At 70.9% G+C, this 24,399-nt stretch carries 22 protein-coding genes; 13 read left to right on the top strand and 9 right to left on the bottom strand.

Annotation, left to right across the window (positions count from 1 at the left end; translation table 11 throughout):
- Positions 1–23 precede the first annotated feature (23 nt).
- The 10 genes from ACIBG7_RS23960 (at position 24) to ACIBG7_RS23915 (ending at position 12,958) form a co-directional block, all read left to right on the top strand.
- Positions 24–1,676 carry a DUF885 domain-containing protein gene (locus tag ACIBG7_RS23960; protein WP_397337639.1) on the top strand — a complete coding sequence of 551 codons (1,653 nt, stop codon included), beginning with the start codon at positions 24–26 and terminating at the stop codon, positions 1,674–1,676.
- Positions 1,677–2,081: 405 nt separating this feature from the next.
- The gene (locus tag ACIBG7_RS23955; protein ID WP_357927896.1) at positions 2,082–3,593 is read left to right on the top strand and encodes an FAD-dependent oxidoreductase; all 1,512 of its coding nucleotides are present in this window, start codon (positions 2,082–2,084) and stop codon (positions 3,591–3,593) included.
- Positions 3,590–3,874 carry a phosphopantetheine-binding protein gene (locus tag ACIBG7_RS23950; RefSeq protein ID WP_357927898.1) on the top strand — a complete coding sequence of 95 codons (285 nt, stop codon included), beginning with the start codon at positions 3,590–3,592 and terminating at the stop codon, positions 3,872–3,874. The genes ACIBG7_RS23955 and ACIBG7_RS23950 overlap by 4 nt, the downstream gene beginning before the upstream one ends.
- 6 nt (positions 3,875–3,880) lie before the next feature.
- A complete protein-coding gene (locus ACIBG7_RS23945) occupies positions 3,881–7,675 on the top strand; it encodes an amino acid adenylation domain-containing protein (protein WP_397337638.1) in 3,795 nt (1,264 codons plus the stop codon).
- Complete coding sequence (locus ACIBG7_RS23940; RefSeq protein ID WP_357927901.1) at positions 7,665–7,853, top strand: MbtH family protein; 189 nt, start codon at positions 7,665–7,667, stop codon at positions 7,851–7,853. The genes ACIBG7_RS23945 and ACIBG7_RS23940 overlap by 11 nt, the downstream gene beginning before the upstream one ends.
- Positions 7,850–9,367, top strand: a complete 1,518-nt coding sequence (locus ACIBG7_RS23935; RefSeq protein WP_397337637.1) for an amino acid adenylation domain-containing protein — start codon at positions 7,850–7,852, stop codon at positions 9,365–9,367. The genes ACIBG7_RS23940 and ACIBG7_RS23935 overlap by 4 nt, the downstream gene beginning before the upstream one ends.
- A 2-nt stretch (positions 9,368–9,369) precedes the next feature.
- Positions 9,370–10,689, top strand: a complete 1,320-nt coding sequence (locus tag ACIBG7_RS23930) for an ATP-grasp domain-containing protein (protein ID WP_397337636.1) — start codon at positions 9,370–9,372, stop codon at positions 10,687–10,689.
- Positions 10,686–12,005 carry an MFS transporter gene (locus ACIBG7_RS23925; RefSeq protein ID WP_397337635.1) on the top strand — a complete coding sequence of 440 codons (1,320 nt, stop codon included), beginning with the start codon at positions 10,686–10,688 and terminating at the stop codon, positions 12,003–12,005. The genes ACIBG7_RS23930 and ACIBG7_RS23925 overlap by 4 nt, the downstream gene beginning before the upstream one ends.
- A gap of 85 nt (positions 12,006–12,090) precedes the next feature.
- Positions 12,091–12,549 (top strand): helix-turn-helix domain-containing protein, encoded by a 459-nt coding sequence (locus tag ACIBG7_RS23920; RefSeq protein WP_357927908.1) that lies wholly within the window; start codon positions 12,091–12,093, stop codon positions 12,547–12,549.
- A 1-nt stretch (position 12,550) separates the two neighbouring features.
- Positions 12,551–12,958, top strand: coding sequence for a PIN domain-containing protein (locus ACIBG7_RS23915; protein WP_397337634.1), 408 nt, complete (start codon positions 12,551–12,553; stop codon positions 12,956–12,958).
- A gap of 175 nt (positions 12,959–13,133) precedes the next feature.
- On the opposite strand, the gene ACIBG7_RS23910 is transcribed toward ACIBG7_RS23915, so the two are convergent.
- The 6 genes from ACIBG7_RS23910 to ACIBG7_RS23885 form a co-directional block, all read right to left on the bottom strand.
- Entirely contained in the window at positions 13,134–13,757 is a 624-nt protein-coding gene (locus ACIBG7_RS23910; RefSeq protein ID WP_357927921.1) for a Pr6Pr family membrane protein, read from the bottom strand.
- A 380-nt stretch (positions 13,758–14,137) separates the two neighbouring features.
- Complete coding sequence (locus ACIBG7_RS23905; RefSeq protein ID WP_397337633.1) at positions 14,138–14,617, bottom strand: DUF433 domain-containing protein; 480 nt, start codon at positions 14,615–14,617, stop codon at positions 14,138–14,140.
- Between the two features lie 2 nt (positions 14,618–14,619).
- Positions 14,620–14,790, bottom strand: a complete 171-nt coding sequence (locus ACIBG7_RS23900) for a hypothetical protein (RefSeq protein ID WP_397337632.1) — start codon at positions 14,788–14,790, stop codon at positions 14,620–14,622.
- Positions 14,791–15,153: 363 nt separating this feature from the next.
- Entirely contained in the window at positions 15,154–15,282 is a 129-nt protein-coding gene (locus tag ACIBG7_RS23895) for a hypothetical protein (RefSeq protein ID WP_397337631.1), read from the bottom strand.
- A gap of 1,554 nt (positions 15,283–16,836) precedes the next feature.
- Entirely contained in the window at positions 16,837–18,411 is a 1,575-nt protein-coding gene (gene cimA, locus ACIBG7_RS23890; RefSeq protein WP_397337774.1) for a citramalate synthase, read from the bottom strand.
- Between the two features lie 208 nt (positions 18,412–18,619).
- Positions 18,620–19,273: a thioredoxin domain-containing protein gene (locus tag ACIBG7_RS23885; RefSeq protein ID WP_357926358.1), complete on the bottom strand. Its 654-nt coding sequence runs from the start codon at positions 19,271–19,273 to the stop codon at positions 18,620–18,622.
- A gap of 22 nt (positions 19,274–19,295) precedes the next feature.
- On the opposite strand from ACIBG7_RS23885, the gene ACIBG7_RS23880 reads away from it, so the two are divergent.
- Positions 19,296–19,934, top strand: coding sequence for an O-methyltransferase (locus ACIBG7_RS23880; RefSeq protein WP_357926360.1), 639 nt, complete (start codon positions 19,296–19,298; stop codon positions 19,932–19,934).
- A 15-nt stretch (positions 19,935–19,949) separates the two neighbouring features.
- On the opposite strand, the gene ACIBG7_RS23875 is transcribed toward ACIBG7_RS23880, so the two are convergent.
- On the bottom strand, positions 19,950–20,609 hold the full coding sequence (locus tag ACIBG7_RS23875; RefSeq protein ID WP_397337630.1) for a hypothetical protein: 660 nt from the start codon (positions 20,607–20,609) through the stop codon (positions 19,950–19,952).
- Positions 20,597–21,364: a hypothetical protein gene (locus tag ACIBG7_RS23870; protein WP_357926365.1), complete on the bottom strand. Its 768-nt coding sequence runs from the start codon at positions 21,362–21,364 to the stop codon at positions 20,597–20,599. Before ACIBG7_RS23870 ends, ACIBG7_RS23875 begins: the two co-directional genes overlap by 13 nt.
- Positions 21,365–21,480: 116 nt before the next feature.
- Here ACIBG7_RS23870 and ACIBG7_RS23865 point away from each other — a divergent pair, with 116 nt between their 5' ends.
- Both ACIBG7_RS23865 and ACIBG7_RS23860 read left to right on the top strand, forming a co-directional pair.
- Positions 21,481–22,473 (top strand): RNA polymerase subunit sigma-70, encoded by a 993-nt coding sequence (locus ACIBG7_RS23865; RefSeq protein WP_397337629.1) that lies wholly within the window; start codon positions 21,481–21,483, stop codon positions 22,471–22,473.
- A 54-nt stretch (positions 22,474–22,527) separates the two neighbouring features.
- Positions 22,528–23,172 (top strand): dihydrofolate reductase family protein, encoded by a 645-nt coding sequence (locus ACIBG7_RS23860; RefSeq protein ID WP_397337628.1) that lies wholly within the window; start codon positions 22,528–22,530, stop codon positions 23,170–23,172.
- Between the two features lie 2 nt (positions 23,173–23,174).
- On the opposite strand, the gene ACIBG7_RS23855 is transcribed toward ACIBG7_RS23860, so the two are convergent.
- Complete coding sequence (locus tag ACIBG7_RS23855; RefSeq protein WP_397337627.1) at positions 23,175–24,260, bottom strand: branched-chain amino acid aminotransferase; 1,086 nt, start codon at positions 24,258–24,260, stop codon at positions 23,175–23,177.
- Positions 24,261–24,399: the final 139 nt, after the last annotated feature.

Below are 24,399 nucleotides of genomic sequence, written 5' to 3'. Positions count from 1 at the left end.
GTCACGCGGGTATGGTGCGGGGCATGACCCCGTTACGTGTGCACCAGATCTGCGATGCCTACGTCGACGACTACGCCCGGCTGAACCCGGTCGCCGCCACCGAGTTCGGCATCGGCGGCCACGACGACCGGCTCCCCGACCTCTCCCCGGACGGCCACGCCGCCCGTGCCGCCCTCGCCGCCGCCGCGTCGGCCGCCATCCGCGCCGCCCGGCCCGCCGACGAGGGCGAGCGCGTCGCCCAGGCGGTGTTCGCCGAGCGGATCGGCCTGGAGGTCGAGATCCACCAGGCCGGCCTGCCGCAGGCCGCGCTGAACGTGATCGCCAGTCCGGTGCAGAGCATCCGCTGGGTGTTCGACCTGATGCCGACCGCGAGCGAGGCGGACTGGGCCGCCTTCGCCCGGCGGCTGGCCGCGGTGCCGGCCGCGCTGGCGGGCTACCGAGCCTCGCTGTCGGCCTCGGCCGCCGCCGGCCAGGTGGCCGCCGCCCGGCAGGTACGGCAGGCCGCCGCCCAGTGCGAGACCTGGTCGGCCCCCGGCGGCTTCTTCGCCACCTGCGCCGACCGGGCGGAGGTGGGCGACGCCTTGCGGGCCGACCTGCGAGCCGGAGCCCGGGCCGCGGCCGGCGCCTACGCCGAGCTGGCCGCCTTCCTGCGCACCGAGCTCGGCCCCGAGGCGCCGGCCGAGGACGCCGTCGGCGAGGAACGCTACGCCCTGTGGTCCCGGACGTTCCTGGGCGCGAGGCTGGACCCGCGCGAGGCCTACGCCTGGGCGTGGGAGGAGTTCGCCCGCATCGAGCGCGAGATGGCCGAGGCCGCCGCCCGCATCCGCCCCGGCGCGACCCCGGCCGAGACCGCCGCGGCCCTCGACGCCGACCCCCGCCACACCGTGCACGGCCGGGACGGCTTCCAGGCGTGGATGCGCGAGCTGTCCGAGCAGGCGCTGGCCGACCTGGGCGGCAAGCACTTCGCCATCCCCGACGAGCTCATGCGGCTGGACTGCCGGATCGCGCCGCCCGGCGGCGGGGCGGGCGCCTACTACACCAACCCCGCCGAGGACTTCAGCCGGCCGGGCACGATGTGGTGGTCGCTGCCCGAGGGCAAAACCGTCTTCCCGACCTGGCGCGAGGCCAGCACCGTCTACCACGAGGGCGTGCCGGGCCACCATCTGCAGATCGGCACCGCGGTCGCGACCCCCGGGCTCAACCGTTTCCAGCGCCTGCTGTGTTTCATCGACGGCCACGGCGAGGGCTGGGCGCTCTACGCCGAGCGGCTGATGCGCGAATTCGGCTACCTGGACGACGCCAGGCTGCTCGGCATGCTGAACAAGAGCCTGTTCCGGGCCGCCCGCGTCGTGCTGGACATCGGCCTGCACCTGAAGTCGGCGATTCCCGCCGGGACCGGCTTTCACGAGGGCGAGCGCTGGACGCCGGAACTGGGGGTGGAATTCCTGTCCACCAGGACGCTGACCGATCCGGCGCGGGCCGCCGACGAGATCGACCGTTATCTCGGCTGGCCCGGACAGGCCTCCGCCTACAAACTCGGCGAGCGGTTGTGGCTCGACCTCCGCGAGGCGGACCGGGCCCGGCGCGGCGCGGCATTCGACCTGAAGGATTTCCACACGCGCGCCCTGCGCAGCGGCCCGGCCGGACTCGACACCATGCGAGAGCTGCTCACATAATCCCGTACTCGCGCTTTGACAGAGAGTAAGAATCGAAGAACGATCACGACGTGATCAGCCGTTTTAATTTCGGTCAGAAAAAACGGAGATTCCCTTCCGGCCCACCGAACGAAGTTCGATTAATCGAATATCCAGTTTCATCTCTTGCGAGGCATAGGTCGCCTGGTTAGTGTGGTCAACTGTTGCCAGAACAGCGAGTGGGGCTCGTGACCTGACGACCTACCGGGGGGAACGCACATTATCGATTAATCGACGCCGACGTGAATTGCTCGTGACCGCAGACCTCTCTCGGCGCCGTCACCCACAGCACTGACCACCCTTCGTGCTGCGCCGCCGATACTCCGTTCAAAGCCCTACAAGGGCGCACAGAATTTCGTCATGCCATCTCCCAACAAAGGAGTCCCCGTGCGAAAAGAAAGTGCTGGACAGATAGAACGGCCCGCCCAGGCGGACATCGTCATCGTCGGAAACGGCGCGCTCGGCATGTTCCTCGCCGACGAGCTGGTCGAACGCCGCGCCGGTTCGGTCGTCGTGGTCGGCCCGAAGAGCCGCGAGGCGGGCGCCAGCCAGGCGGCCGGCGCGATGCTCGGCTGTTTCGGCGAGACCACCACCGAGTCGCTGCGCACCGACGCCTCCCGCGTCCGGTTCGAGATCGGCGTGGCCGCCCACGAACGCTGGCCCGAGGTGATCGACCGGCTCGAACCGTTCTCCTCGACCGGCTCGCCGCTGCTGGTCACGCCGGAGTCGCACGTCGTGCTCAACTCCATCGGCGCCGACCTGGACACCGTCAACTTCGCCGCGATGCTCAACGCCCTCGACGAGTACGGCAAGCCGTGGGCGGAGATCGATCCGAAGGAGATCCCCGGCTTCCGCCCCCGGCTGGACACCCGCGCCCTGCGGGCGGTCCACCTGCCGGAGGAGGGCGCGGTGGACGCGCGTGGCGTGCTGGACGCGCTCGACACCAAGCTGGCCGGCACGGACGCGGTCATGGTCGACCAGACGGTGCGCCGGCTGATCAGGACCGACGGCGAGGTGACCGGCGTCGAGCTGGACGACGGGCACATCATCGAGGCCGGCACCGTGGTCGTCGCGGCGGGGGCGCACAGCGAGGCGCTGGTGAAGACGGCGCTGACCGACTTCGACATGGTGCCGACCTTCCCCGGCCTCGGCTTCGCCATGCTGGCCCGCCGTACCGGAGGAGACCCGTTCCGCAGCGTCGTCCGCACGCCCAACCGCGGCTTCGCGTGCGGGTTGCACGTCGTGCCCGGCCCGGGCGACCTGGAGTACTACGGCGCGACCAACCGGCTGGTCGACCACGTGTCCGGGGTGACCTGGATGGCCGACGTCCGCTTCCTGGCGCAGTACTCGATGCAGCAGCTCGACGAGCGGGTCGCCTCGCACGAGGTCACCCGCTGGCTGGCGGGCAACCGCCCGGTCACCCTCGACGGGTTCCCGCTCATCGGGTGGCTGCCGCTGAACGGCCTCTACCTGCTGACCGGCACCTACCGCGACGGCTTCCACTGCGCCCCGCTGCTGGCCGAGCACGTCGCCAACGAGGTGCAGGGCAAGCCGGGCACCCTCGACCCGATGGTCAAGCCGACCCGGCGGCCGATCGAGACCCGGACGATCGAGTGGTCGATCAACGAGTACGTGGAGCACAACCTCGCCGCCTGGTTCGAGACCGGCGCCGAGGCCGCGCCGCAGATGACCACGACGCAGATCGCCGAGTACTACCGCACGATGGCGACGAAGTTCTACGACACGATGGGCATCGACTACGCGCTCGGCCCGGACATCCTCTGGTACGCGCAGGGCAGCCTGCTCGGCGCGCGCCGGGTCGCCCGCTACTTCCAGCGCCTGGCGGCGCGGGGCGGCTCGCAGCCGGTGGGCGCGGGCACCGGGGAGGCGGGCCGATGACGCTCTCCCAGGACTCCGTGGCCGAGGCCGTCCAGCAGCTCGTCGACAAGCACCTCAACCTGACCGCCCACGGCTACGGGTTCGGCGCGGACGACGACCTGTGGGAGCTGGGGATGACCTCGCTGAGCTGCATGGGGCTCATGCTCACCCTGGAGGACACCTTCCAGGTCGAGCTGCCGGAGGAGGCGCTCAAGGAGGACACCTTCCGCACGGTGGCCACCATCACCGCCGCCATCGAGGCCGCCCGCTCCGCGGCGAGCAGCTCTTCGGCGAAGGTGTAGGAACCGATGCCGAGGTTCGAGCCGCGCCCGGCGAATCCGTTCCCGTTGCTCCGCGATCCCCGGGCGCGCCGGTTCCCGCTGTCGGCGGGCCAGGAGCGGCTGTGGTGGTTGCGCCAGCTGGATTCGTCCCACGACCAGTACCACATCACTGGCGGCTGGCGCTTCCCGGCGGGGCTCGATCCCACGGCCCTCGGCACCGCGCTCACCGCCCTGACCCGCCGCCACGCCATCCTGCGCACCGCGTTCGTCCTTCGGCCGGACGGGACGGTCGCGCAGGAGGTCGTGGACGAGGTGGAGATCCCCGTCGACTGGGCCGGACGCGACTGGCGTCCGGCGGTCGAGCGGGCGGCGGCCGAGCCCTTCGACCTGGCCCGGCCGCCGCTGCTGCGGGCCGTGGCCGCGGAGCTGGACGAGGGGCACGGCCTGTTCGTGGCGCTCCACCACATCGTCACCGACCGGTGGTCGATGGACGTGCTGGCCCGCGACCTGGTCGAGCTGTACGCGGCGGCGCTCGCCAAGCGGGCGCCGGTCCTGCCCGAGCTCGCGGTCCAGTACGGCGACTACGCGAGCTGGCAACGCCGGCTGCTGGACGGCGACCTGCTGCAACCCCACCTGGAGCACTGGCGGCAAGCCCTGGACGGCTACGAACGCCTGGAGCTCCAGACCGACCGGCCCCGCACCACGGCCGCCGACGCCGCCGGCGACAGCGTCGTGCTGGAGCTGCCGGAGGAGGCCACGGCGGCGATGAGCGCGCTCGCCTGGCGGACCAGGTCCAGCCCCGGCGTGGTGGTGACGGCTGCGCTGGTCGCGACGTTGAGCGCCTTCACCGGCCAGGACGACGTGACCCTCGGCGCGATCGTCTCCGACCGGCCCCGGCCCGAGCTGCAGGACCTGATCGGCTTCTTCGTCAACACCCTGGTGCTGCGGGTGCGGGCCGACGGGCGGGAGCTGACCTTCCGCGAGCTGGTCGCGCGCACCCGTGACGCCTGGATGGCCGCGGACGCGCACCAGGACGTGCCCTTCGAGCAGATCGTGGGGGCGGTGCGGGCGGCGCCCGAGGAGCAACGCAACCCGATCTTCGACATCGTGGTCAACCACGCGGGTGACCGTACGGCGCTGGCGGAGGCTCCGGACGCGCCCGCGTGGTGGTACCCGGACCTGCCGGTGACCGCCCGCTTCGACCTGTCCCTCACCACGCAGCTCGCGGACGGGCGGCTGCGCGTCACGTTCGTCTACCGGCCCGCGTTGTTCGACCGGGCCTCGATCGCCGCCCTGGCCGAGCGCTACCTCCAGGTGCTCGGCCAGGGCGCGGCGGCCCCCGCCCGGCCGCTGCGCGAGCTGGACGTGGCCGGGGAACCGCCCGGCCCCGCCGAGGAGAGCGCGCCGCGGGCGACGGTGGTCGAGCTGGTCGAGGCGCAGGCCGCGCTCCGGCCGCAGGAGGCCGCCGTCGTCGGCACGGGCGGCGAGCTCACCTACGGCGAGCTGAACCGGCGCGCGAACCGGCTGGCCCGTCACCTCACCACGCTCGGCCTGCGCCATGGCCAGGTCGCGGGCGTCTGCCTGGCGCCGACCGTCGACCGGTTCGTCGTCCTGCTCGCGGTGCTGAAGTGCGGGGCGGCCTACTTCCCGCTCGACCCGGACTTCCCGCCCGACCGGCTCCGCTTCCTGGTCGCCGACGCCGGGGTGAGCCTCACGCTGGTCAGCCCGGAGCTGCGGCTCCCCGCCGACCTGGGCGCGCTGGTGGTCCCGCAGGCGGCCGACCTGGCCGGACACGACGGCGGCGACCCGCCCCTGGCCGCGCGCCCCGGCGACCTGGCCTACCTGATCTCCACCTCGGGCTCGACCGGGACGCCCAAGGCCGTGGCCGTCCCGCACCGCGCGCTCAGCCGGCTCGTCGCCGGGGCCCCGCACTACCTCGACGTCGGACCCGGCGCGACGTTCCTGCAAGCCGGGCCGCTCACCTTCGACGTCTCCGTCCTGGAGTGGACCCCGCTCGCGCACGGCGGGCGCACCGTGGTGACCGGTACCGGCACCCTGCTGGAGGAGCTGCGGCCGGTCCTGCACCGGTACGCGGTGACCACGCTCAAGCTGGTCTCGCCGCAGCTCGACCTGCTCGTCGAGCAGGAGCTGGAAGGGCTGTTCTGGCTGCGCCAGCTCATCGTGGGCGGCGACGTGGTCAACCCCGCCAGCTTCCGTGCCGCGCGCGAGCGGCTGCCCGGCTGCGAGGTCATGGCCTCCTACGGGCCCACCGAGTGCACCGTGCTGGCCACCACCTACACCCCCGACGGCCACGACGCGCCGCTGGACCGCGTGCCGATCGGGCACCCCATCCCCTACACCAGGGCCTACATCCTCGACCGCGACCTCAGGCCCGCGCCGGTGGGCATGCGCGGCGAGATCTACCTCGCCGGCGACGGCCTGGCGCGCGGCTACCACCGCCGTCCCGGCCTGACCGCGCAGGCCTTCCTGCCCGACCCGTACGGCCGGCCCGGCGAGCGCATGTACCGCACCGGGGACGTCGGCCGCTTCCTGCCGGACGGCGCGATCGACTTCCTCGGCCGGGCCGACCGGCAGGTCAAGATCCGCGGTTACCGGATCGAGACGAGCGAGATCGAGCACGCCCTGGTACGGCACGGCGCCTCCGCGGCCGTCGTGCTCCGCGCCGAGCTGGACACCGGGCCCGCCCTGGTCGCCTACGTGGTGGCCGACGCCTCGGTGGACCTGCCGGCGCTGCGCGAGCGGGTGCGCGCCACGCTGCCCGCCTACATGATCCCCGACCACCTCGTGCGGATCCCGCGCGTGCCGCTGACCGTCAACAACAAGGTGGACCGTACGGCGCTGCCCCCGGTCACGCCGTCGCGACCGGAGCCGGCCGCGCCCCCGGCCTCGGGGTTGGAGGCGCGGGTCGCGGAGGCCTGGTCCGGTGTGCTGGGCCGTACCGTCGCGGCGGGCCAGGACTTCTTCGAGCAGGGCGGCCACTCCCTGCTGGTGCCGCGGGCCACCGCGGCGGTCCGGCGGCTGCTGGGCCGGGAGGTGCCGCTCCGGCTGATGATGCGGCACCGCACGCCGGCCGCCTACGCCACCGCGCTCCTGGCCGAGAGCCTGCCCGAGCTGCGCGGCGGGGCCCGGCTGGAGCGGCGGAGCTGGCGGCAGCGGCGGGTGGACCTGTACGTCTCCGCCGGGCCGGTCGAGGAGATGCGGGTCCTGGTGGTGCTCGACGGCTCGGAGTTCGCCGACATCATGCGCCTGCCGGCGATCCTCGACCGGCTGGTGCACGAGCGGCGGATCCCGCCGGTCGCGGCGCTCTTCGTGAGCCCGGAGAGCTGGGCGGCCCGGCGGACCGAACTGCTCGCCGAGGACTGCCCCGACCTGCTCGCCGACGAGTTGCTCCCGATGCTGAGCGGCGAGCTGGGCGCGCGCTGGCGGCCCGGCCGGGCCACGGCGGTCGGCGCGAGCCTCGGCGCGATCGCCGCGGTGCGGGCCGCGCTGCGCCGCCCCGACTGCTTCCGCGGCGCGGTCGCGCTGTCCGGCCCGCTGAGCGAGCACCGGCTCGGCCCGGCGATCTCCCCACCGGCCCGGCTGTTCCTGTCGGCGAGCAAGGAGGAAGCCGAGATCGTGCTCGACGACGGCCTGACCCTCGTCGAGTCGGTGGAACGCACCGGCGCGGACCTGACCGCCGAGGGCCACCACGTGCGGTGCGCGTACGGCGAGGGCGGACACACCTACGCCGCCTGGGAGGCGATGCTCCCGGAGGCGATCTCCTGGGCGCTGAGAGAGGACGACACCCGAGATGTTCGATGACGGCGACTTCCACGTCGTGCGCAACGACGAGGAGCAGTACTCGATCTGGCCGGCCGGGCGCGACCTGCCCGCGGGCTGGCGGGTCGCCGGACCCACCGGGCCGAAACAGGAGTGCCTGGCCTACATCGACGAGACCTGGACCGACCTGCGGCCCCTGAGCCTGCGGGAGCCGACGTGACGACACCTCGCCCCGCTCAGGCCCCGACGGTGACCGAGCTGTTCGAGCGGCAGGTGCGCGCCTGGCCGGAACGCACCGCGCTCAGGACCGCCGCCCGTTCGTGGACCTACGCCGAGCTCGGCCTGCTCACCGCCCGCCTGGCCGCCCGGCTGCGACGCGGCGGCGCGGGGCCGGGCGGCATCGTGGGGATGCTCGCCCCACGCGGCCCGCAGGCGGTGATCGGCCTCCTGGCGATCCTGCGGGCCGGGGCCGCGTGCCTGCCGCTCGAACCCGACGACCCGCCGCGGCGCAACCAGGAGGTCCTCGGGGACACCGGCTGCGCGCAGGTGCTCGTCGCCGCCCCGACCTCCTGGCTGCCGCACGCCCAGCTCATCGACGACCCCACGCTGACCGGCGAGCAGGCCGGCCCGCTCGGCGTGCCGCACCAGCTCGACCTGGCCTACGCGATCACCACCTCGGGTTCCACCGGGCGGCCCAAGGTCGTGGGGGTGCCGCACGAGGGGCTGGCCAACCTGATGGCCGCCTCGATCGAGGAGCTCGACCTGATCCGGCCGGACGACACGATGCTCTGGACCCTCGCGGTCACCGTCGACAGCACCGTGCACGACGTGCTCATGCCGCTGTGCTGCGGCGGCTGCGTCGCCGTGCCCGACGACGGCGACCTGCCCGCGACCCGCGTGGTGCATGCCGTACGGGCGCTGGGGGCGACCGTGCTGGAGATCCCGGCCGCGGTGCTCGGGCCGTACGGCCGGGCGTTGCTGCCGAAGCTGGCCGAGGCCGGGGTGCGGCTGGTGATCACCGGCGGGTCGCAGCTCGACGGGCCGGGGCTCGCCGAGGCCGAGCCGCTGGTCGTGCACAACGGCTACGGGCCCACCGAGACGACGGTCGCGCCGCTCTGGTACCGGTGCGACAAGGCCACGCCCCGCTGGGCGCCGATCGGCACGCCCATTCGCGGCATCCGCGCCTACGTGCTCGACGAGGAGCTCCGCCCGGTGCCGGAGGGGGCGGCCGGCCAGCTCTTCATCGCGGGGGCCGGCGTCGCCCGGGGGTATCTCGGGCTGCCGGGCCGTACCGCCGCCGTCTTCCTGCCCGACCCGTTCGCCACCGCGCCCGGGCAGCGCATGTACGCCACCGGAGACCGAGTACGGCGCGAGCCCGACGGCCAGTACGTCTTCCTCGGGCGCATCGACGACCAGGTCAAGATCAGCGGGTTCCGGGTCGAGGTCGGCGAGGTCGAACACGCCCTGCGCGAGCTGCCCGGCCTGGTCGACGCCGCGGTGCTGGTGCGCCAGGACGCCCCCGGCGGCGCGGCCCTGGTCGCCTACCTCGCCGGGACGCCGTCCCCCGGCTTCCCCGAGCTGCTCGAACGGCTGCGCGACCGCCTGCCGTCCCACATGGTGCCGCGCTTCCACGTCTGGCTCGACCGGCTGCCGCTCAACCGGGCCGGCAAGGTCGACCGCGCCGCCCTCGGGAAGATCCCGTTCGTGACCCCGCAGTCCCCCAGGGAGAACTGACCATGACCCGCGATGTACGGCAGGCCGTACCGCACCCGACCAAGCGACCGACGATCGCGGTGATCGGCGGCCGGGCGAAGTTCGTGCGCAAGGCCCGCGAGCTCGGCATGAACGTCGTCTACGTGCAACACCCCAACCAGTACGACCAGTCGCACTGGCCCTACGTCGACCAGGCGCTGCTGGTCGACTACACCGACACCGAGCGGCTGCTGCCGCTGGTGCGGGCGCTGCACGACGTGCACCCGTTCGACGCCGTGATCTCGCTGTACGAGCTCGGCGTCCAGCCCGCGGCGCTCATCGACGAGATGCTCGGGCTGGGCGGGTACTCGCTGGAGACGGTGGACCTGCTCCTGGACAAGGCCAGCATGCGGCAACGCCTGAACGCGCTGGGCATCAGCCCCGTCGCCGCCGCCGTCGGCCGGACCGAACAGGACCTGCGGGCCTTCGCCGCCGCCCACGGCCTGCCGATCTTCGTCAAGCCGGTCGCGGAGGCGGGCAGCATCGGCGTCTTCGCCGTCCGCGACGAGGCCGACCTGGCGGCCATCCCCGCGCGCTTCCGCGAGCTGGAAGCCACCTTCGACCCGGCCGACCTCGCCGGGCCGCTCGACCGCTTCCTCATGGAGGAGTACCTCGACGGGCCGGAGATCAGCGTGGAGACGCTGAGCTTCGACGGCCGCCACGTGGTCATCGGCATCACCGACAAGGTCCTCGGCGGCCCGGGGTTCGTCGAGGTCGGGCACTCCTCGCCCAGCCGCCACCCCGCCGCCGCGCTCCGTGCCGCCGAGGAGCTCGTGCTGACCTTCCTCGACGCCGTCGGCCTGCGGCACGGGCCCGGACACACCGAGCTCAAGCTGACCAGCCGGGGGCCGCGCATCATCGAGTCGCACACCCGGATCGGCGGGGACCGGATCAACGAGCTCACCGAGCTCGCTTACGGCGTCGACATGGACCGCTACGCCCTCGGCGCCCGGCTCGGCCTCTTGGAACCCTTGCCCGCCTCACCCCGGTCGGTCGGCGGGGCCGCCATCCGCTTCCTCACCCCGCCGCCCGGCACCGTCCTGTCCATCACCGGCGAGGACGCCGTCCGGGCCGACCCCGCCCTGGTCGAGCTGGAGCTCTCCGTCGGGCCGGGGGACGTCGTGCCGCCTCTCACCTGGAGCGAGGACCGGATCGGGCACATCCTGGCCCGTGGCGCCACCCCTGAGGACGCCATCGCGGCCTGCACCCGGCTGGCCGCGCTGATCCACATCCAAACCGAGCCCCTCTCCTCCCAGCCCCTGTCTCCGGCCCCCGGGACCGTGTCGTCCGAGGCGGGCCAGTGAGCCTGCGCGCCGGCCCGGAACACCCCCGGTTCCGCGACACCGTCCGCCGGCTCCCCCCGACGGTGTGGATCGTCAGCCTCGGCATCCTGGTCGTCCGGGTCGGCAACTTCCTGCCCGTCTTCATGGTCCTGTACCTGACCAGCCGCGACATCCCACCCGCCGCCGCCGGCCTGGTGCTCGGCGCCGCCGGCCTCGGCAACATCCTCGGCAGCGCCATCGGCGGCTACCTAGCCGACCGCATCGGCCGCCGCTGGACCATCGTCCTGTCCATGGTCACCACCGCCGGCCCCACCGCCGCCATCCCGCTGTTCGACGAGCTGGCGGTGCTCATCTCCCTGGTCTTCCTGGCCGGAACCGCCTCCCAGATCTACCGCCCCGCCGCGGCCGCCCTCCTGGTGGACGCCACGACGACCACCCAGCAACGCCTGGCCGCCTTCGCCGTCCACCGCTTCGCCATGAACATCGGCGCCGCGGTCGGCGGTGTCCTGGGCGGCATCCTGGCCACCGTCTCCTACATCGCGCTCTTCCTCGGCAACGCGGTCGCCTGCCTCCTCCTGGCCGCCATCGCCGCCCTCTTCCTCCGCGACCTCACCCCCGCCCGAGCCCACCCCGACATCCCAGGCGACCCGCCCCCCGCACCCCCACCCGGTGAGCCGATCCCCGCCACCCCCGAGCCCAGCTACCGCCAAGCCTTGACCGACCGCCGCCTCCGCCGCTTCCTGGTCATGACGGTGATCGCCGAGTTCGTCTACATCCAGTCCACCGTCGGACTCCCCCTCCACGTCGACGCCCACCACCTCACCCCGGCCGACTTCGGCCTCCTCATGGGCCTGAACGGCGTCATGGTCCTTCTCCTCGAACTCCCCATCACCGGCCTGGTCTCCCGCCGCTCCCCCGGCGCCGTCCTCGCCCTGGGCAACGTCCTGACCGGCGTGGGCCTGGCCATGACCGGCTTCTTCGGCGAGATGCACTGGCTGGCGGCCACCATCCTCATCTGGACCATGGGCGAGATGTTGTACGCCTCCATGGCCAGCGCCTACCTCGGCGACCTCGCCCCACCCACCATGGGCGGCCGCTACCAGGGCCTCTACAGCGCCGCCATCACCGCCGGCACCGGCCTCGGGCCTCTGATCGGCGGGGCCGTCTACGCGTTCAACTCATGGGCCCTCTGGACCGTCTGCGCCCTGGGCGGCCTGCTCTCCGCCTGGCTCTGCCTCCCAAGCTGGAAAGACCGCCGCACCCGCACGACCTCCGCCATGGAAGAACCCAAGGCCCCTGCCCCACCGGTGCACGAGCCGGGAGGCCCCATCTCATAAACGTGCATGCCGTACGCTCCGCAGTTCGGCGGGTTGCATTTATTGCACCTGCTACACATACTGCAGATAGAGAGGAGCGCAGCGCATGACTGTACGGACGCCTAAATCCCTGGAGCCCGGTCGCGTGGACGCCCAGGACGCCGCCCGCGCCGTGCGGCGGATCAAGGACTACCTCGCGACCCACCCAGGCACCGGCGACATCCGCGTCACCGGCGAGCTCGCGGGGGACGACGCGCTCGTCCTGCCCCGCGACGCTGTGACCATGCTGGCCTACATCCTCACCCAGCTCGCCGAAGGCCGGGGCGTCACCGCGATGCCCAGCCACGCCGAGCTGACCACTCGGCAGGCGGCGGACCTGCTGAACGTGTCCAGGCCCTACCTCATCGGCCTCCTCGACGCGGGAAAGATCCCCCACCGTCTCGTCGGCCGGCATCGACGCGTGCGGTTCGAAGACCTCATGGCCTACAAGCAGCGCAGCGACGCAGCCGGCCGCAAGGCCGCGGATGATCTCGTCGCCCTCAGCGAAGAACTGGACCTGTACTGACATGGCGCTCGTCGGGGTCTACGACGCCAACGTGTTGTACGGCAACGAGGTCCGCGACCTGCTCATCCGTGTGGCCTGCTCCGGGCTGGTCCGAGCCCACTGGTCCGCCGAGATCCTCGACGAAGTCACCAGAAACCTCGCCGCAAACCGCCCGGACATCCCCTCGGACAAGCTCTCCACCCTGTGCAAACTCATGAACGCCGCAATCCCCGGCGCCCTGGTGAGCGGATGCGAGGAACTGACCGAAAGCCTCAAGCTGCCCGACCCCGACGACCGGCACGTCCTCGCCACAGCGATCAAAGCCGGTGCAGAAGTGATCGTGACATCGAACCTGAAGGACTTCCCCGCCGACGTACTGGCGACCTACGGCATCACGGCCAAAAGCCCCGACGACTTCATCCTCGATTAGCTCGACCTCGACGAGGTCGTCCGCGACTGCGTCCACCAGATCGCGAGCAGCCGCACTCGTCCACCGAAGTCCTTCGCCGACATCCTCGACGCGCTCGAACGCGCCGGCCTGGTGGAATCAGCCGCAACCCTCCGAGGCTGAGCCCACCCACGACCACACCGCACGAGCTGCACTTTTACAGCGCAGCTTCAACCACCCTCCCCCTTCCCGCCACCAGCCGGTGCCCTGCCACCACCGCCAACCCGAGAAGAACAAAGACAGCCCCGTACACCAGGACGCTGATCAGCAACCCGCCGTACCCCAGCACGCTCACATCCAGGAACGGATACGGATAACGCCGCGGCGTCCCAGGAGCCAGCAGCGCACCCCGCACCACCGCGAACACCGCATAACCCGCCGGATACCCGACCCACACCACCGCATCCCACCAGCGCGGCCCCCGGTCCCGATCCCACAGCAGCCAATCCACCACCGCCATGACCGGCGTAACGGTGTGCAGCAGCAGGTTCCCCCAATCGAGCACCTGATCCCCTCGCCCATCCAGAACCGGAGCGAACGGATTCCCACCGACGAGCACCAGATTGAACACCAGCCCCGTGATGCAGATGTAGAGCGTCACCGCCCCCTTCACCCGCCCCGTCCCCGCCCATCCCGCCAGCCTGGCCAAGTAGTAGACGGCCAGCACGATGTTGCTCTGCACCGTGAAGTAGACGAGCGGCGACAGCGGACTAGCCGCACCCCGCCACGTGCACACGAGCCCGACAACCGCAGCCAAGACCAGGACAATCCGGAACAGCATCACGGCCGGGAGGATATCCGGCACATGTCCCTGGCCTGTCAGGGGCATCGCTGCCACGGGACGCCTCCGACGCACGCAGAGCATCTCCAGCCAGAACTTTGGCCGCCACCACCAGATCGATCACCCGCCGGCAACTCGCCGCCGCGGAACCGACCCTTCGTCAGGTGATCAGGCGGGGCCGCCACGATCGCCGCCGCCTCGCGGGGACACTGCATCTGCCGCCCATCACTGGCGCGGACCTCCTGAAAGCCTCGGCTGCGGCCCGCGGATACAACGTTTCATCCCGTGTGCCCGACCAGCCAAGCAAGTCCAGCAGATGAACGATGTCGTGACCCAGCACGAAACTCGTCAAGACCTGGCGAAGAGGGCGCGGCACATCCTTATCCAGCAGCAGCTTGACGCCACTCCCGAGGGGGTTCGTAGCTGTCCACATAGTCGGCGAAGTCCGCGGCGTCACGTGCCGCCACGGCCGACACGCTGGGGTAGAAATCCGCGATCCGCTCGGCCGGAACACCGTCTCGCAGCAGCGACGCCACCTCGCCGTACGGCACGCGGGTCCCCTCGATCACCGGCATCCCGCCCCGGACGTTCGGATCGACGGTGACATGCTCCCGAGGCTGCAGCAGGTCGGGAATGTACCGCCCGTCGCGATAGAACGGCCGCAACACCTCGACCAACTCATGGATGACGATGTTGGCCTTGCGATGCACCAGATCGGTGGCCTGCCCCTGTTCCGCCAGATAGATCGTCGAGCCGTCCGTCACCAACCGATAGGCCGACAGATGTTCCCGCTCCTGGAGGTCCTCACGCAGTGTGTCCAGCACCCGGCGAATCTTCTGCAGCGAGGCGTCGTTTCGCAACTTCACACAGTGCGCAGCGCAATCAGATCCCGGAACGAGTACAGCACCGGACGCACCGGCGAAACCTCGGGCACCAGCACCGCCCCACGCCCTGTACGAGCGTTACGCCAGTGCGCGAGCTGGCGAAGCGTGGCACCCGACAACGCCGCCGCAAGCTTCGGACTGTAGGACACCGGCTTCACCTCCTCTGACCGACCCGACCGGCTTCATCATCGCAAACATCCCCCGAAATCATCTGCCTTTACCGCACCCGCCTCGGAGCCCCATTCCCGGCGCTGCCGGGCGAATCTTCGACGCAGCCTGGCCGGCCTCGACGCCAAAGCAACCAGTAGCCCAGTACGCCGCCTCGCCTCGCCTCGCTGAGTATCCGCCCAAGGCCTCAAGCCACACCTCGACGACACGTCCACCTTCTCGACACTCCAGCTGCCCACGTGATGGAGCTTCCGAGGCACGAGCGCACTCCGTTTGCGCCGATCCCCGCTCACAACACACGGTCGACGCAGCCGCTCAACTCTCTCGCCGAACCGGCAGACTGCTTACTCTTCTCGAAGCGGCCGAAGTTCAACCTTCAGCCGCATCTCCAGCGCTCCCGCAATACGTACCAGCAGGGGCAGAACGGGCATCGCTCCCCCTTCCTCCAGCCGCCCAACCACCTCCTGTTTCACCCCGACCCGCTCCCCCAACTCCTCATGCGTAAGCCCTAGCTCCTTTCGCCGATCCGCACCGATTTCCCTAACTCAAATCGCAGCCGAGCAGCCTCATACCCAGCCCCGGCTCCAGGACGACTCATGGCCTCGACGCGCTTGACAGCCCATGCCTTGCGCTCAGTCATCGCGTTCCGCTCCTATCCACCGCGGCCGTGACGGCCACGCACCGCCATCCCACCTGCTCAATCCCACCCGTCCGACATCAAGCCGCCAGGGCGAAGCTCGAAATCTCGCACACTTCCGAGCCAAGCCGACGGCCACCATATACACCCCGCCATATCAGCTCAGCTCACCGCTTGATGTCCGCGAACCTCTCACAAATGATGGCGCGTCCTCGAGTGCAACTTGTTCGCTGCCGCAGATCCACGACATCAGCTGAAATCGGTGCTGGCATGCATAACCACACTGCTCTTCGAGCACCCGTAAAGAGATCACTAAGAGAGAACTTCGGCTGGATAGCCATGCAGGAGCGTCGAAGAAGGCCGCTGACCAGAAGGCTTGACGATCTCGTTCGGCAGGTAGACCGTCGCGGAACCCCCCACGGGCGTAGGAGGCGCGGTGGTCCGTACGCATGGAAGCCGAAGACGCGGGTCATCCCGCGGGTGTGGGGAAGGCGGGTCGTCGTCGCTCACGGGCGTGTTGACCCACAGATCACCCCCACGGGCGTGGGGAAGGCATGAAAGTCCACGGCATGCTGTCCGTAACCAGCTGGGTCACCCCCACGGGTGTGAGGAAGGCGGGAATCTGTCGCCGCCGCCGCTCGGCTGCAGCGGGCCACACCCACGGGCGTGAGGAAGGCCGGACGCCGACCTTGAAATCCGTCCGGTCGATCGGGTCACCCCCACGGGCGTGAGAAGGGCCTGGCCTGGGCCGGAGCAGGAGCCGCCGTTGTCGGGTCACCCCCACGGGCGTGGGGAAGGCGCCGCGTATCCGACCTCGTCGAACCCCCACACCGGGTCACCACCACGTGGGGGTGATCCGGCCAGCGCGGCGTTCGCCCGCCAGGTGGGCGTGTGGTCCCCACGCCTGTGGGGGTGATCCGGAGTAGACGCAGATGCCCGCAACGCCGATCGCGTGGTCCCCCACGCCTGTGGGGGTAATCCGGCCGGGATCGGTGCGACCACGGGCCGCGCCGTGTGGTCTCCACGCCCGTGGGGGTGATCCGAGCTCGCCTACCTTGACGAACAGGACGACGGAGTGGTCCCCACGCCCGTGAGGGTGATCCGCATATCGCCAACACCATCAAGGAAACCGAGCTACAGCCCAGGCCCGCGGGTGATCCGTCGTTAGAGAGCAATACAAGGCCGTTCACTAACCGCCAAGCACCAACCCAGCCCCCAACGATCCCCCCGCACCGCCCCGGCCCAACCCGACAGCCCACCACCACCCCACCACCGAACCCGCCCCACCCCCGGGGGACCGGGGGCCGGGAGGCTCCCGGCAAGGGGGTGTGGGGGAGCTGGGCTCCCCCACAGTCACAGCCCGGAGCCCGAAGGGCGAAGGCCAACGCAGTTAAAGGTCGTGACCAGCCCGAAGCAGCCCAAAGGTGACAGCCTGCTCAAGCGCCTGCCAAGAAGCCTCGATGATGTTCTCGGCCACCCCCACGGTCGCCCACTCGGTGGTGTCGTCGCTGGAGGTGATGAGCACGCGGGTGATGGCCCCCGTGCCGTGGGTGCCCTCCAGGATGCGGACCTTGTAGTCGATGAGCTCCAGCCGGGCCAGCTCCGGGTACAGCTTCTCCAGGGCATGCCGCACAGCACGGTCGAGGGCGTTGACAGGCCCGTTGCCCTCGCCGGTGGCGACGATGCGCTCGCCCTTGGCGTGGAGCTTGACCGTGGCCTCGGAGACGAGCTCCCCGCCCTTGGTGCGCTCGACGATGACCCGCCACGACTCGACCTCGAAGTGACGACGGCGCTCGCCGTGGACGGTGTCGCGGAGGAGGAGTTCGAAGGAGGCGTCGGCGGCCTCGAAGGTGTAGCCGCGGGCTTCGAGGTCCTTGACCCGGTCGACCAGGACGCGGGTGGTGTCGGGGTCGAGGGTGTAGCCGAGTTCGCGGCCCTTGAGCTCGACGCTGGCGCGGCCGGCCATGTCGGAGACGAGCATGCGCATGTCGTTGCCGACCTGGGCGGGGTCGATGTGCTGGTAGAGGTTGGGGTCGACCTTGATGGCGCTGGCGTGCAGGCCGGCCTTGTGCGCGAAGGCGGACATGCCGACGTAGGGCGCGTGGGAGTTGGGGGTGACGTTGGTGACCTCGGTGATCGCGTGCGCGATGCGGGTCATGTCGGCGAGCGCCGCAGGCGGGACGAGGTCGTAGCCACGCTTGAGCTGGAGGTTGGCGACGACGGTGAAGAGGTTGGCGTTGCCGGACCGCTCGCCGTACCCGTTGGCGCAGCCCTGGACGTGCGTGGCGCCGGCGCGGACGGCGGCGAGGGTGTTGGCGACGGCGCAGCCGGTGTCGTCGTGGCAGTGGATGCCGATCCGGGCGGCGGTGCCGACGGCGGCGTGGACGACGTCGGCGAGCTCGTCGGGGAGCATGCCGCCGTTGGTGTCGCACAGGGCGATGACGGAGGCGCCGGCTTCGGCGGCGGTCTGGATGACTTCGAGCGCGTACGCTGGGTTGGAGGCGTAGCCGTCGAAGAAGTGCTCGGCATCGAGGAAGACTCGCTGTCCCTCCGCACGAAGGTGAGAAACCGTGTCGCGGATCATCGCGAGGTTCTCCTGGAGACTCGTACGGAGGGCCAGCTCCACGTGCCGGTCGTGGCTCTTGGCGACAAGGGTCACGACCGGCGCGCCGGATTCGCGCAAGGCGGCTACCTGTGGGTCGTCGGCGGCCTTCACACCGGCTCGGCGGGTTGCGCCGAACGCGGCGAGTTGCGCGTGCTTCAGGTCGAGCTCGGTCTGAGCTCGCCGGAAGAACTCGGTGTCCTTGGGGTTGGCGCCGGGCCAGCCCCCTTCGATGAAGCCGACGCCCAGCCCGTCCAGGTGCCGCGCGATCGCGAGTTTGTCAGCGACGGTGAGGTTGAGACCCTCCTGCTGAGCGCCGTCGCGAAGCGTGGTGTCGTAGACGTGGAAGCGGTCGTCGGCCATCGGGAAGCTCTCCATTTCGAGGAGCGGACAGTTCGTGGTCGGGCAAGAAGCGAGCAGTTCGTGGAAAAACAAAAGACCCCTCACGGACGTGAGAGGTCTGCGCGCTGGCGGTGTCCCTTTTAGCCAGCGCGCCTGCCGATAATGAGCAGACCGTAGAACATGATGCTCCCGAGTCTGCCACATCGATTCACCATCTGGCACACGGATCTCAGGATTCGAGATACGGGCCGTTGAGCTGGGTGACGAGCTGCTCCAGCGCCTGGGGGTCGAAGGCGAGGTTGCCGAGGGCCTGCCCGTTGAGCAGGACGGTCGGGGTGCCTTCGAGGGTGGGGTTGTCCTTGAGGTGGCCTTCGGCGCGTTCCTGGCTGCGCACGCAGGAGTCGAAGCCGGGGCTCTGCACGCCCGCGGTCTTGCCGGCGGCGACGAGTTCGTCCACGGTGAAGCCGCTGGCGGTGCCGTGCGGGGCGGGCTGCATGCCGTACAACTGCTCGCGGTAGGCGAGCCAGCTCTCCACGGGCACGCAGCGGGCGGCGGCCGCGGCGCGGATGGAGTTGGAGCGCATGGGCTCGTCGGTGAAGATCGTCGCGGGGTGGAAGACGAGCTTGATCCGCCCCTCGGAGGCCATCTTGAGCAACGTCACGTTGACCTTCGCGTGCAGGTCACGGCAGACGGGGCAGTCGAAATCCTCGTAGAGGTCCAGCACCGGCTCGGTCACCCCGGCCTTGGCCAGCACCAATGAGCCGTCGGCCTGCCTGGTCAGCGGGGTGGCCGCCGCTTCCGCGGCGGGATCTGACCGCTGCAGCACCAATGCCCCGATGAGTACGGCTACCGCCACCAAGGCCACGGCTACTCGCTTGACCACAATCGCTCCCTATGCTGCGTCCATGACCTTCATCGATCCGGCTGTCGAGCAGTACATTCTGGACCACACCACCCGTGAGGACGAATTCCTGGTCGAGCTGGCGGAGGAGACCGCCAGGGTCGCGGGACGCAGCGCGAGCATGCAGATCTCGGCCGATCAGGGACGCTTTCTCACCACGATCACCCAGCTCGTCGACCCGTACGTGGCCGTCGAGGTGGGGACCTTCACCGGGTACTCGTCGATCTGCATCGCGCGCGGGCTCGGCCGCGGCCACCTGCACTGTTACGACGTCAGCGAGGAGTGGACGGCGATCGCCCGCCGGTACTGGGAGCACGCGGGGGTGACGGACAAGATCGAGCTGACCGTCGGCCCGGCGCTGGAGACGCTGCGCGACCTGAAGGGCCCGGTGGGCCTGGCGTTCATCGACGCCGACAAGGGCAACTACCCGGGCTACTACGAGTTGCTGATGGAGCGGATGGACACGGGCGGGGTGATCCTGGCCGACAACACGTTGTGGAGCGGCCGGGTGGCCGACCCGGCCAACTCCGACCCGGCCACTGAGGAGATCCGGCAGTTCAACGACCTGGTGATGAACGACCCGCGGGTGACGAGCGTCATCCTCCCGATCCGGGACGGAGTGACGCTCATCCGCAAGCGTTAGCCAGGCCCGCCGGGGTCACCGCGCGAAGGCGAGCGCGGTGGCCGTGGCGATGGCCGACACGAGCACGACCACCACGATCACGGTGGCCAGCGGGTTGCGCCGCCGCAGCGGCTCGGCGGGCGGCGGCAGCGGGCGGCGCACCGGCTGGGCCACCACCGTGGGCGTGGGCTTCGGCGTGGGCGTCGGGCTGCTCTTCCGGACCAGCGGCACCGGCCGCGGCCGGTACGGCGGAGCGACCCGGACCCTCGGCGGCGGGACGGGCGCAGGAGTCGGCTCGACCGCGGGCGGCGGGGTCGGCGTAGGCACGGGAGGTGGCGGCGGCTTCGGCTGAGCAGGCGTCGGCTTCACCGGAGTCGGCTTCGCGGGCGTCGGCTTCACCGGAGGCGGAGGCTTCACCGGAGGCGGCGGCTCAACCGGAGGCGAAGGCGTCGGTTTCACCGGCGGCTGCTGCCCCGGACACCCGAGGGCGACCTTGACGTGCACCAGCACCTTGACGTCGAGGCAGAGCGAGATCACCCCGACCTCCACCTCCGCCTCGACCAGCGGCGACCCGCCACCGCCGTCGCCGTCGCCGTCGGTCGGCGGGGTGTCCGCCAGCGCCCCCGAGGCGGTCACGGAGGCGGCGAGCAGGAGGGCGAGCAGGGCGAGGACCACCCGCATGGTCAGGCGCTCCACGAGATGCGCTGCAGCTCGGCCAGCAGGCTGGTGAAGGCGTCGGGCCCGACCGCGAGCGCCCCGGCGAAGACGCGCGAGATGTCGATGGTCAGGAAGATGCCCATCCCGAGCAGCGCGCCCATCAGCCCGAGCGGCACCAGCGTCATGCCGCGCGGCCGCGCCCCGGACAGCAGCGGCAGCACGACGACGGCCAGCCCGGTCATGATGGTGACCACGAGCAGACCGGAGGGCGGCGAGGCGGCGGCGTCCATGGCCCGCTGCCGGCGCGCGGAGGAGATCTCGCTGATGTGCTGGAGCACGGCGGTGCGGGCCTCTTCGGCGTCGTCGCCCTCGACCTCCAGCGCGGTGGCGTTGCGGCGGAGCGTCTCCAGCCGCGACCAGCCCTCGGGGCTGAGCTGCCCCTCGGCCATGAGCGGCCATTCGGCGTCGCGCACGAACATGGTGTAGTCGCGCAGCCCGGCCTGGATGCCCGCGCCGGTGGTGTCGGGCAGGGCGGCGGCCGACCAGGAGGCCTCGGCGATCGCCTGCGTCTCGGCGTAGGTGTTGAGCCGCGCGGCGTCGGCGGTGGTCCAGGGGACGACGATGGCGATGGCGAAGGCGATCAGGAAGAGCGCCGAGATCATCGAGCCGGAGTGGCCGGCGGTCGGGCCGCCGGGGTCGCCGTCGTCACTCGCCGCCCGCAGGCGGCGGATCAGGAGGCTGGAGATCACGACTACGGCGATCGCGCTCGCTGCGGCGATGACGTATCCGGGCATGCACGCCTCCCTCGGCTTGACCTCGGCCTGACTCTCAGGCCGATAACCGTGGGGAATCTTATCATTACGATGAGTAGTCATTACAGGGGCTTGAAGCGGCTGGCTACGCTCGATTCATGGACGGCGAGCTGCTGGCGGCGGCGCGGGCGGGTGATGAGGCGGCATTCGGGCGTTTGGTCGCCCCCTACCGGCGTGAGCTGGCCGCGCACTGCTACCGGATGCTGGGCTCGCCCCACGACGCCGAGGACGCGGTGCAGGAGGTCCTGCTCAGCGCGTGGCGCGGGCTGGCCGGGTTCGAGGGGCGCAGTTCGGTTCGCACGTGGCTCTACCGGATCGCCACCCACGCCTGCCTGCGCCTGGCGTCGAAGCGACCCCGGCGGCTGCTGTCCCCTGACCACGGGCCGCCGCGTCAGGACGTGCACGACCTGGGCGAGGTCGTGCCGGGGCCGGTGTGGCTGGAGCCGTGGCCGGACCCGGCGGCCGGGCCGGAGGAGAGCTACCTGCTGCGGGAGGGGGTCGAGCTGGCCTTCGTGGCGGCGTTGCAGCACCTGCCGCCGTTCCAGCGGGCGGTGCTGGTCCTGCGGGAGGTGCTGGAGTACCCGGCGGCCGAGGTGGCGGGGTTGCTCGGGAGCACGACGGCGGCGGTGAACAGTTCGCTCCAGCGGGCCAGGAGGAGCGTCGGGGAGCGGGTGCCGGAGCGGGGCGAGGTGGAGGTTCCCGGCCAGGGTGAGGTGCTGAAGGCGTTCGTCCGGGCTTGGGAGCGCGGGGATGTGGACGGGCTGGTGGAGTTGCTGACCGACGATGTGCGGTTCATCATGCCGCCGTTGCCCGCCTGGTTCGAGGGGCGGGAGACGGTGGGGCGGTTCCTGGCCGAGCGGGTGTTCGCGAGCCGGTGGCGGGTGGTGCCGGTTTCCGTCAACGGCGGGTGGGGGATGGCGTTCTACCAGGAGGGGGAGGTGGCTGCGGTCGGTGTGTTGCGGGTTCGTTCAGGGTCATCGGCCGCCGCACGGGTTCCCGCCGCATCGGTCGGGGAGATCGTCACCTGGCTGGATCCTCGGGTGCTCGGCAGCTTTCCCGTGCCGCGAAAGTTTTCCGCGTCCGAGCGATGAGTCAGGCGCCTCCGGTGTCTCTGCCCGGGCAGGACCACCTGGAGAGGAATCACCATGCGCAAGCTGATCGTCGTCGCCATCGTCTCTTTGGACGGCCGGATGGAGTGCCCCGGCCGTGACGTCCTGGCGATGCCCATGGACCACGCCTTCGACTCCCACAACCTGGAGCGCCTGCGCGGCACGGACGTGCTGCTGTTCGGGCGCGAGACCTTCGAGGGCTTCGTGGGCTTCTGGCCGGCGATGACCGACCCGGCGCACGCCGCCGAGGTGCTGCCCGGTGAGCCGGAGCAGCAGCGGGTCCACGTCGAGATCGCCCGGATCAACGCCGGCGTCCGCAAGATCGTGTTCTCCGACAGCCTGCGCCCGGAGGAGACCGAGCCCTGGCGGTCGAGCACGCAGGTCGTGGCGCGGAAGGCGGCACACGGGACGGTCGCCGAGCTGAAGCGGGAGGGCGGCGGCGACATCACCGTGTTCGGCAGCTTCACCGTCTGGAACGACCTGCTCGAAGCGGGCCTGGTCGACGAGGTGCATGTGATGGTGGGGCCGGTCCTGCTGGGCGCCGGGACGCCCGCCTTCCAGGTCTCGGAGACCGTACGGCTGCGCCTGCTCGGCGTCCGGACCTGGGCCGACTCGGGGAACGTGGTGCTGCTGCGGTACGCGACGGAGCCCCCGGTGGAGCCCCGCCGTACCGGTCAGTGAGCTCAAGCGATCTTGTGGACCCAGCTGTGGTGGTCGGGACGCGTGCCGTACTGGATGCCCAGCAGCTCCTCACGCACCCGCATGGTCACCTCGCCGGGGGTCCCGTCACCCACGACCCAAGCCCGGTCGGCGCCCTTGACGGTGCCGACCGGGGTGACCACGGCGGCGGTGCCGCAGGCGAAGACCTCGGTCAGCTCGCCCGACTCGCACCCGGCCTGCCACTCCTCGATCGACAGCCGGCCTTCCTCGGCCTCCAGGCCCAGCTCGGCGGCGAGGTTCAAGATGGAGTCACGGGTGATGCCCGGCAGCAGCGTGCCGGTCAACGACGGGGTCATCAGCTTGTTCCCGAAGACGAAGAACAGGTTCATGCCCCCCATCTCCTCGACATAGCGGTGCTCGTTGGAGTCGAGCCACACCACCTGGTCGCAGCCCTGCTCGACGGCCTGGCGCTGGGCGACGAAGGCCGCCGCGTAGTTGCCGCCGCACTTGGCCGCGCCGGTGCCGCCGGGCGCCGCGCGGGTGTACTCGGTGGACAGCCAGACCGAGACCGGCTTGATGCCGCCGGCGAAGTAGGAGGCGGCCGGTGAGGCGATGACCATGAAGCGGTACTGCTTGGACGGGTAGTTCACGCCCAGCCCGACCTGGGTGGCGATGATGAAGGGCCGCAGGTAGAGCGAGTGGCCCTCGGTGGTCGGCACCCAGTCGCGGTCGGTCTGGACGAGCAGTTCGAGCGCCTCGACGAAGGTCTCCTCGGGCACCTCGGGCATGGCCATGCGGGCGCAGGACTTGTTGAAGCGCGCCGCGTTGGCGTACGGGCGGAAGGCCACGATGGAGCCGTTGCTCTGGCGGTAGGCCTTGAGCCCCTCGAAGAGCTCCTGCGCGTAGTGGAAGACCGAGGTCGCCGGGTCGAGCGTCAACGGCCCGTACGGCTCGAGCCGCGCGTTGTGCCAGCCGAGCTCCTCGGTGAAGTCGATCGAGATCATGTGGTCGGTGAAGTGCTGACCGAAGCCGGGCGCCGCGAGTATCTGGTCGCGCTCGGCCGCGGTGCGCGCGCGGTCGGAGAGTTGCACGTCGAAGCTGAGCGTCATGGCGGAGTCCTTCTTTCGCGAGGCGGGCTTATGTCCAGTATCTGGGATGTAGCGGCATCTATACCAAAAACGCCTGGTGGCTGCGGCCACCAGGCGTTCGTAGGGCAGGCAGGCCGGAGCGCGAAGGGCGCCCGGCCGG

Source organism: Nonomuraea sp. NPDC050328 (genome assembly GCF_044459405.1).
Lineage (GTDB): Bacteria > Actinomycetota > Actinomycetes > Streptosporangiales > Streptosporangiaceae > Nonomuraea.
Note: the sequence above shows the minus strand (reverse complement) of the source record. Positions and strands in the feature narration are given on the sequence as shown.

Coding starts and splice junctions, on each gene's coding strand:
- ACIBG7_RS23920 (WP_357927908.1), top strand. CDS start 12,091: ATGACTGTACGGACGCCTAAATCCCTGGAGCCCGGTCGCGTGGACGCC.
- ACIBG7_RS23950 (WP_357927898.1), top strand. CDS start 3,590: ATGACGCTCTCCCAGGACTCCGTGGCCGAGGCCGTCCAGCAGCTCGTC.
- ACIBG7_RS23860 (WP_397337628.1), top strand. CDS start 22,528: ATGCGCAAGCTGATCGTCGTCGCCATCGTCTCTTTGGACGGCCGGATG.
- ACIBG7_RS23880 (WP_357926360.1), top strand. CDS start 19,296: ATGACCTTCATCGATCCGGCTGTCGAGCAGTACATTCTGGACCACACC.
- ACIBG7_RS23870 (WP_357926365.1), bottom strand. CDS start 21,364: ATGCCCGGATACGTCATCGCCGCAGCGAGCGCGATCGCCGTAGTCGTG.
- ACIBG7_RS23930 (WP_397337636.1), top strand. CDS start 9,370: ATGACCCGCGATGTACGGCAGGCCGTACCGCACCCGACCAAGCGACCG.
- ACIBG7_RS23910 (WP_357927921.1), bottom strand. CDS start 13,757: ATGCTGTTCCGGATTGTCCTGGTCTTGGCTGCGGTTGTCGGGCTCGTG.
- ACIBG7_RS23940 (WP_357927901.1), top strand. CDS start 7,665: ATGTTCGATGACGGCGACTTCCACGTCGTGCGCAACGACGAGGAGCAG.
- ACIBG7_RS23960 (WP_397337639.1), top strand. CDS start 24: ATGACCCCGTTACGTGTGCACCAGATCTGCGATGCCTACGTCGACGAC.
- ACIBG7_RS23865 (WP_397337629.1), top strand. CDS start 21,481: ATGGACGGCGAGCTGCTGGCGGCGGCGCGGGCGGGTGATGAGGCGGCA.
- ACIBG7_RS23945 (WP_397337638.1), top strand. CDS start 3,881: ATGCCGAGGTTCGAGCCGCGCCCGGCGAATCCGTTCCCGTTGCTCCGC.
- cimA (WP_397337774.1), bottom strand. CDS start 18,411: ATGGCCGACGACCGCTTCCACGTCTACGACACCACGCTTCGCGACGGC.
- ACIBG7_RS23855 (WP_397337627.1), bottom strand. CDS start 24,260: ATGACGCTCAGCTTCGACGTGCAACTCTCCGACCGCGCGCGCACCGCG.
- ACIBG7_RS23915 (WP_397337634.1), top strand. CDS start 12,551: ATGGCGCTCGTCGGGGTCTACGACGCCAACGTGTTGTACGGCAACGAG.